Genomic DNA, 6,671 nt, shown 5'->3' with positions numbered 1-6,671 from the left:
AGGCCCGCGCGCGCGCCCTGCTGCAGAAGGTGGGCCTGGCCGGCTACGAAGACAAATTCCCCTGGCAGCTGTCGGGCGGCATGCAGCAGCGCGCCAGCATCTGCCGCGCCCTCATCCACGAGCCCAAGATGCTGCTGCTGGACGAGCCCTTCGGCGCGCTCGACGCCTTCACGCGCGAGGAGCTGTGGTGCATCCTGCGCGACCTGCAGGCCGAGCAGCAGTTCAACGTCATCCTCGTCACGCACGACCTGCGCGAGAGCGTCTTCCTTGCTGACACCGTGTACGTGATGAGCAAGAGCCCCGGCCGCTTCGTGGTCAAGCGCGACATCGAACTGCCGCGCCCGCGCGAGCTGGAGCTGACCTACACCAAGGAATTCACCGACATCGTGCTGGAGTTGCGCGGCCACATCGGCGCCCTGCGCAAGACCGGCGGGGAGATCACGCAATGAACGCGCTGCACAAGAAACGGGTGGAGCGCTGGTCGCCCTGGGTTTTGCTGTTCACGGTGCTGGTGCTGTGGCAGGTGATCTGCTCGGGCCTGGGGGTGTCGGAGTTCATCTTCCCGAGTCCCTGGGCGATCTGGACGCAGTTCGTGGAGTTCAAGTGGATCATCGCGGGCCACGCCTGGCGCACCTTCTGGGTCACCATGGCGGGCTTCGGCATCGCCATCGTGGTCGGTGTGCTGCTGGGCTTCGTCATCGGATCGTCTCGGCTGGCGTATGCCGCCGTCTATCCGCTGATGACCGCCTTCAACGCCCTGCCCAAGGCGGCCTTCGTGCCCATCCTCGTCGTGTGGTTCGGCATCGGCGTGGGGCCGGCCATCCTCACGGCTTTTCTCATCAGCTTCTTTCCGATCATGGTCAACATCGCCACGGGCCTGGCCACGCTGGAGCCCGAACTGGAAGACGTGCTGCGCGTGCTGGGCGCCAAGCGCTGGGACGTGCTCACCAAGGTCGGCCTGCCCCGCTCCCTGCCGTACTTCTACGGCTCGCTCAAGGTGTCGATCACCCTCGCCTTCGTGGGCACCACCGTGTCGGAGATGACCGCCGCCAACGAGGGCATCGGCTACCTGCTGATCTCCGCCGGCTCGTCCATGCAGATGGGCCTGGCCTTCGCCGGCCTGATGGTGGTGGGCGCCATGGCGATGGTGATGTACGAGCTGTTCAGCGTGCTGGAAAAGCACACCACGGGCTGGGCGCACCGGGGGTCGCAAGGGGAGTGAGGCAGCCGGGTCGCAACGGCAGACACCGCCCGCCGTTCCATGGGATCGCGGTTCAGGCCCCCAGGACCGCCGAAGCGCGGGCCGGTGCGTGCAGCGTCACCCGGGCCAGTTGCCAATCAACGAGGCTGAACACCGCCTGCACCACCATCCCCGAGGCCACGCGCCAGTAGTAAGAGCGCAATTCTTCGCTTTCGGAAACCTTTGCGGGAGGGTGCTTTGCCTTCGCGATGGCAATGTCGGGCCGGTCGCCAAAGTGCAGGCCAAAGGGCAGATCGCCACAATAGCCCAACGAGCGCAGGTCGCCCCGGCGTTTGTAGGTGATGGCCGAAACGATCTTTTTGGGCAACGCGTGCGCGTGGCCCAGCGCTTCGGGCAGCTCCTTGAAGTAGATGACGATGCCGTGCGATCTGGCACGTCCATTCATTTCCTCAGGGCAGCCGATGTCCTCATCGATTTCATCATTAAGGCCCAGACCAGCGAGAAAATCCTGAACCTCCGGCGCATCCGAGGAGCGCCCCAGCTGTGGCAGACCCGGCAGGGAGGCATCGGTATCGGGAGCAACCTCCAACATCCGCGGGTTCAGCATGACATCGTCGAAAACGTTCTTGCGACGGATGTGAACATGGGCCAGTGGCGGGTCTTGCTCCTTCTCCGGGAACCCGAAATTCAGCACCCAATCGCCCAAGGCGAACAGATCGGTGGAGGTTTCGTAAACGGATCGGCGGGCCAGCGGCGGCCCCAATGCCGCATAGGCGGGATCCGATCTGCGGGTGTGCATGCCCACGTCCCGGAAAACCACGCCCTCGAAGCCCTGGTAGATCTGAACGCCTTTGGCAAAGAACGCGATCTGCGCCAGAACGAACGGGGCTTCAACACCGCAAGGGGTGCGATGGACCAGATCATGGTCTTCGCGCGGCTGGAAGATCAGGCAAAACCCATGGCGCTCGGACTGGACCACCAGGGACTCCTTGGACCGGCGTGCCAGTTCGTATTCCACATCCGTGTCGCCATCGTCTTGCACCGCGCCTTCGTCTTCCAACTGGGCCAGGGTCATGGGGCGGTCATGGATGCGCTTGTGAACGAGAAACGCCTCCAGCCGAGGGTCTTCGCAAGAGCAGCCCAGGCATTCGACCAACGCCAGGACGTCGCCGGTGAGATCCGCCACTCCGGGTTCCACGCCGACGCCCTCAGGCACACAGGCCGTGCTTGCGCTTGCCGTTCGTCGGAACACCCACCTGCAAAAAACGCAATGTTTCCGCGTCGAACGCCACCGTCCAGACAAGGCCGTCCACAAAGTAGCTGTCGTTGTCCGGCAGGCGCCTTTTCAAGGTTTTCAGTTTGCGTTCGACCTCGCTGCGAGAATCCGTGGCAAGCAGGCCGTGAGGCAGGGGGCCCGTGTAGACGCCGTTGTCCTGGCCCTTGCCAGACAGCATGATTTCCAGCTGGTAGAAGACAAAAGTGCCTTCGCTTTTCTGCGCGATGCCCTCGTCTTCCGCATCGATTTCAAAGGACATGGAAAGGCCCTCGCCCGGAACCGCGATGAGGGTGTCGAGCGACTTCCCGATTTTTGGCCGCTTCTTCAAACCGGCGGCCGTCAGATATTCGTCGAAGGGCTTGTAGATACTGCTGTGCCCCAAAAAATCGATCAGTTCGATGGCATTCATGATGTCGCTTTCACTACGTTGTCGATGGCGTCCTGGATGTATTTGTCCCAGTCCATGTTCCTCAGCTCTTCGGCCGCTCTGTCATAAGCCTCTTTGCACCCGTGATCTTTCCCTTCCATCGCCTTCGAGATTTTTTCGGTGTTTCTTCTCACCGCGTCCTTCAAATTCGCCGCGTCTTTCTTGACGGTTTCCGGGGAATTCTTATGCCGCCAAGTATCCCCTTCGGCATGGATGTCCGGTGGTATCGCGATAGTGGGCGCCTGGTTTCGCACCGCGTTCCTGATCTTCTGCGCCTGGGCGTCATCGATGACCATACCGCCTTCACGCAGGTCTTTGATTTTCCGTTCTGCGGCCCGCTCCAGCGCGGCCCCTGAAGGCGTGTGATCTTTCTCCAGCCCACTGCCTTTGAGCGACTTCTTGTCGTTATAAGGCACCTTCTTGCCGCAATCCTTGTGCTTCTTGGGCTTACCCTTGTCTTTGCCGCCCCCATTGCCCTCCGCTTTCTTCGCGGCAGCTTCCTCTGCCTCCTTGGCCTCTCTCTTGGCCAACGCCTCCTCCGCCTCGCGGGCGGTCTTCTTGCCCAACGCCTCGGCCGCGGCGCCCACGGCTTTCTTGCCGTATTTGGCGCCCGTGGCAGCCATGCCGGCGCCAGGAATCATGGCGGCGGCGCTGATCGCCGCGTTGACCTTGTCACCTTCGGCCAGATAGATCAGCGCATTGGCGCCGTCCGCGATCTCGCCGGCCCCCGGGATCAGTCCGACGACGTCCAGCCCGGTGTGCACCACGTCGCTGCCCCAGCGGCTCCACCAACTCTTCTCGGTCTCGGTGGGCTTGATGGGCGGAGCACTGTTGCCGTGCGGATTGGGGGCGGTGTCCGGCACCACGATGCCCGTGGTGTTGCCGATCGGCCCCGGCGCGGGGTAGTCGTTGGGCTTGATGCGCGCGTTGCGCGTTTCGGCCTCTGGCGGCCTGGGTCTTTTAGGCGCCATGGGGGGTTACGGCTTCTTCCAGTTCATCCACATCTTGTCGGCGGTGCGCACGATGGCGCGGCCGTTGACGTACACGCTCTTGCTGTGGTCGATGTCATGGCTGATGAAGACGTTGGTCTGGCTGACCACACCCTTGCCCTGGCCGGGTTCGTCGCCCATCACGTTGTCCACGTAGCTCTGGTTGTGCAGGTATACGGGCTTGCCTTGCAGGAAGACGTTGGGCGAGCAGTGCTGGCTTTGGTCCAGCTGGTGCGTGATGGGGTACGGCACGGGCACGCCGTTCTTGCTGGGCGTCAGGCACACGTCGGGCGCGAGCGAGACGACTCGGAAACGCCCGTCTTTGGCGACGATGTTTTCATTGGCCACGGCCGGCCCCCTGTGCATTCCGGCGGGCCTGCGCCGCCTTCTGCATGGCCTCGTCGAGGTGTACACCAGTGCCTGCAGGCCAGGTGCCCAGTTCCAGTTGCCGCACATCGGCCTTGGCGCTGACGACTGCGCGGCGCACGATGCTGAGCGTGCCCGCCTCCAGGTCGAGGATCACGGTGTCGATGTGCATCGGCGCGAACATCAGCACGCCGACCTTCAGCCGCACCAGCAGCTGCAGGTCCTGCCGGGGCAGCCAGAATCGGTAGGGGCCGGCATGCCGTGCCGCCGCGGTGAAGTGCGCGAGCACCACTTCCTCGCCGCCCTGCGGATAGTCGATCTGCTGGTCTTCCGGCGCGCAGTTCCAATAGCGGTAGTCGTGGTCGAGCGGGCTCCTGGGCCACTGGGTCTGCTTCCAGCGCTCGTCGTGCGTGCCGGCCAGGGCCACGCGAGGGCTCCACCAGCGGCCCACCGGCCCGAGGCCGACCACCGGGTAGTCGGATTGGCCGGTATAGGGCTGCTGGAAGTCTTCGATCTGCGGCGCACGCCGAACGTCTTCGGTCCGCTGGGCCTCTGGCGGGGCAATCGCTGCACTGCCGCGCCCCTGCAATTGCGCCAGCGCCTCGTTGGCCTGCGGCACCGCCGTGGGCAGGCGCCCGCAGCCGATGGGGTTGGGCCCATGGAAAGGCGGCAGCGCTGCGTGCGCCTGGCTGGCGAGATGCCGCTGTGCGTCGGTCACTCCGCTGCCCGGCGCGCTGTCGATGAAGCCCTGCAGCAACCGCTCCTGGCGGATGAGGTGCGGCCCGCCGAATGCCAGCTCGTAGCCGATGCGCACCCGGTCCGTGGGCTCCGGCTCCGTCAACTGCAGCGCTCCCAGCGCCGCGACGGATCGCACGAAGCGGCGCGGGCCGGTCACCTGAAAGGTCTTCTCGATGGCATCGCCGAAACGAAAGCCCACCGGCCAGCGGGCCAGTGCCTTGCCATCCGGCGCGTGCGCGGTGGCATTGACCACCAGCACGTCGCACCGGGGCTTGAAAGGCGCGTAGTCGCTCTCCTGCAGCAGGCTGGTTTCGTTGACCTCGCCCTGGAACTGGTCGGCCTGGCACAGCGGCAGTTGCCGCTCCGGCGGCAGCAGCACGGGCTCCATGCGCCCGTCCTTCTCCTGCAGTTGCAGCAGGGAGTAGGAGATGCGGGTCACCATCACATGGAAGATGTCCCCATGCGGGTCCACATGCTGGAAGTACTGGCTCGGCCAGGGCGTGTGGTTGATGACTTCCGGAACGCCCGCGGCGTCGATGGGGCTGGGCAGGGCGTGGGATGGGAGCGCCATGGCGTCAACTCAATTCAGGTCGATGCGCTTGGAATCGAGGCCGATGTGCTTGGACCCCACCAGATCGATCTCCTTGCCGTTGACGGTGATCTGGCCGCCCTTTTCCATTCTGAGCACCGAGGCGCCGCACACCAGTTCGATGGAGTCGCCCGCCTCGATCCGGATCACCTTACCGGTGGTCTGGCTCCAGTTCTCACCCACCTTCGTCGTCTGGCTTTGCCCCACGGTGACCGAGCGCCCCATCAGCACGTTGGTGCTCTGCGTCAGCCCCACGTTGACTACCATGGCCGCGCCCACGTTCACGTTGTAGGCCGCGCCGATGTTCATCATCTTGGCCAGCCCCACGTTCTGCAGGTAGGCCAGGCCGACGGTCTCGGTCTTGAAGCTGCCGACCTTGATCGACCAGTTGTTGCCGATCTTGTCCTTCTCGTTGCGGCCGATGGTCTTGCTGCGGTTGTTGCCGATGCTCACCGTCTCGTCGATGCCGACGTCTTCATTGCGGTTGTCGCCGATGCTGATCTTCTCGTTGTGGTCCACCCGCTCGGTGCGGTTGTTGTGCACGGTGATGGTTTCATCGCGGTCCACGGTTTCGGTGCGGTCGCGGTGGATGACGTTGGTCTCGTCCCGGTCGATGGTCTTGCGCCGGTCGCGGCCGACCCACTTGTCCTCGTCGTTCTCCACTTCGGTGAGCTGGTCCTTTTGCGCATGCAGCCACAGCTGCTCGGCCCCGGCCTTGTCCTCAAAGCGGATGGCGTTGGCATCGCCCGCGCCGTTCTTCAGTCCGTCGCCGAAGGCCCCGCCCTTGCTCGACTTGGTCTTGATGCCCGACTGCGTGGCGTTGGCCGGCAGCGCCCACGGCGGCATGTTGTCGGCGTTGTACACGCAGCCGGTGATGAGGGGGTGGTCCGGGTCGCCATTGAGGAAGTCGACCACGACTTCCATGTTGATGCGCGGGATGAACAGGGCCCCGAAGCCGGAGCCGGCCCAGCTGCTGGAGACCCGCACCCAGCAGCTGGAGTTCTCGTTCATGGCGCCCACCCGGTCCCAATGAACTGCACCTTGACGCGCCGTACTGGTCGGGCCAGATCTCCTCGCCCGGCGGG

The 6,671-nt window shown here is 64.4% G+C and carries 7 protein-coding genes and 1 pseudogene; 2 read left to right on the top strand and 6 right to left on the bottom strand.

Features of this window, described 5'->3' with window-relative positions:
* Positions 1–449 (top strand): ABC transporter ATP-binding protein (locus tag AC27IQ_RS17195; RefSeq protein WP_487090184.1); only part of this gene is annotated, 449 nt, incomplete at its 5' end.
* The gene (locus AC27IQ_RS17190; protein WP_487090183.1) at positions 446–1,222 is read left to right on the top strand and encodes an ABC transporter permease; all 777 of its coding nucleotides are present in this window, start codon (positions 446–448) and stop codon (positions 1,220–1,222) included. The genes AC27IQ_RS17195 and AC27IQ_RS17190, both read left to right, overlap by 4 nt.
* A gap of 52 nt (positions 1,223–1,274) precedes the next feature.
* Here AC27IQ_RS17190 and AC27IQ_RS17185 read toward each other — a convergent pair whose 3' ends face one another.
* The 6 genes and pseudogenes from AC27IQ_RS17185 to AC27IQ_RS17160 all read right to left on the bottom strand — a co-directional run.
* Positions 1,275–2,276, bottom strand: coding sequence for a hypothetical protein (locus AC27IQ_RS17185; RefSeq protein WP_487090182.1), 1,002 nt, complete (start codon positions 2,274–2,276; stop codon positions 1,275–1,277).
* Positions 2,277–2,409: 133 nt separating this feature from the next.
* On the bottom strand, positions 2,410–2,886 hold the full coding sequence (locus AC27IQ_RS17180; protein ID WP_284429990.1) for a hypothetical protein: 477 nt from the start codon (positions 2,884–2,886) through the stop codon (positions 2,410–2,412).
* Complete coding sequence (locus AC27IQ_RS17175) at positions 2,883–3,875, bottom strand: hypothetical protein (RefSeq protein WP_487090181.1); 993 nt, start codon at positions 3,873–3,875, stop codon at positions 2,883–2,885. The genes AC27IQ_RS17180 and AC27IQ_RS17175 overlap by 4 nt, the downstream gene beginning before the upstream one ends.
* A gap of 6 nt (positions 3,876–3,881) precedes the next feature.
* Entirely contained in the window at positions 3,882–4,241 is a 360-nt protein-coding gene (locus tag AC27IQ_RS17170) for a DUF4150 domain-containing protein (RefSeq protein WP_228316159.1), read from the bottom strand.
* The gene (locus AC27IQ_RS17165) at positions 4,231–5,568 is read right to left on the bottom strand and encodes a DUF2169 family type VI secretion system accessory protein (RefSeq protein ID WP_487090180.1); all 1,338 of its coding nucleotides are present in this window, start codon (positions 5,566–5,568) and stop codon (positions 4,231–4,233) included. The genes AC27IQ_RS17170 and AC27IQ_RS17165 overlap by 11 nt, the downstream gene beginning before the upstream one ends.
* Before the next feature lie 9 nt (positions 5,569–5,577).
* Positions 5,578–6,671 (bottom strand): annotated as a pseudogene (locus tag AC27IQ_RS17160) (type VI secretion system Vgr family protein); the annotation flags it as partial.

The organism is Acidovorax sp. KPB24-07 (genome assembly GCF_057543315.1).
Note: the sequence above shows the minus strand (reverse complement) of the source record. Positions and strands in the feature narration are given on the sequence as shown.

Coding starts and splice junctions, on each gene's coding strand:
- AC27IQ_RS17190 (WP_487090183.1), top strand. CDS start 446: ATGAACGCGCTGCACAAGAAACGGGTGGAGCGCTGGTCGCCCTGGGTT.
- AC27IQ_RS17185 (WP_487090182.1), bottom strand. CDS start 2,276: ATGACCCTGGCCCAGTTGGAAGACGAAGGCGCGGTGCAAGACGATGGC.
- AC27IQ_RS17180 (WP_284429990.1), bottom strand. CDS start 2,886: ATGAATGCCATCGAACTGATCGATTTTTTGGGGCACAGCAGTATCTAC.
- AC27IQ_RS17175 (WP_487090181.1), bottom strand. CDS start 3,875: ATGGCGCCTAAAAGACCCAGGCCGCCAGAGGCCGAAACGCGCAACGCG.
- AC27IQ_RS17165 (WP_487090180.1), bottom strand. CDS start 5,568: ATGGCGCTCCCATCCCACGCCCTGCCCAGCCCCATCGACGCCGCGGGC.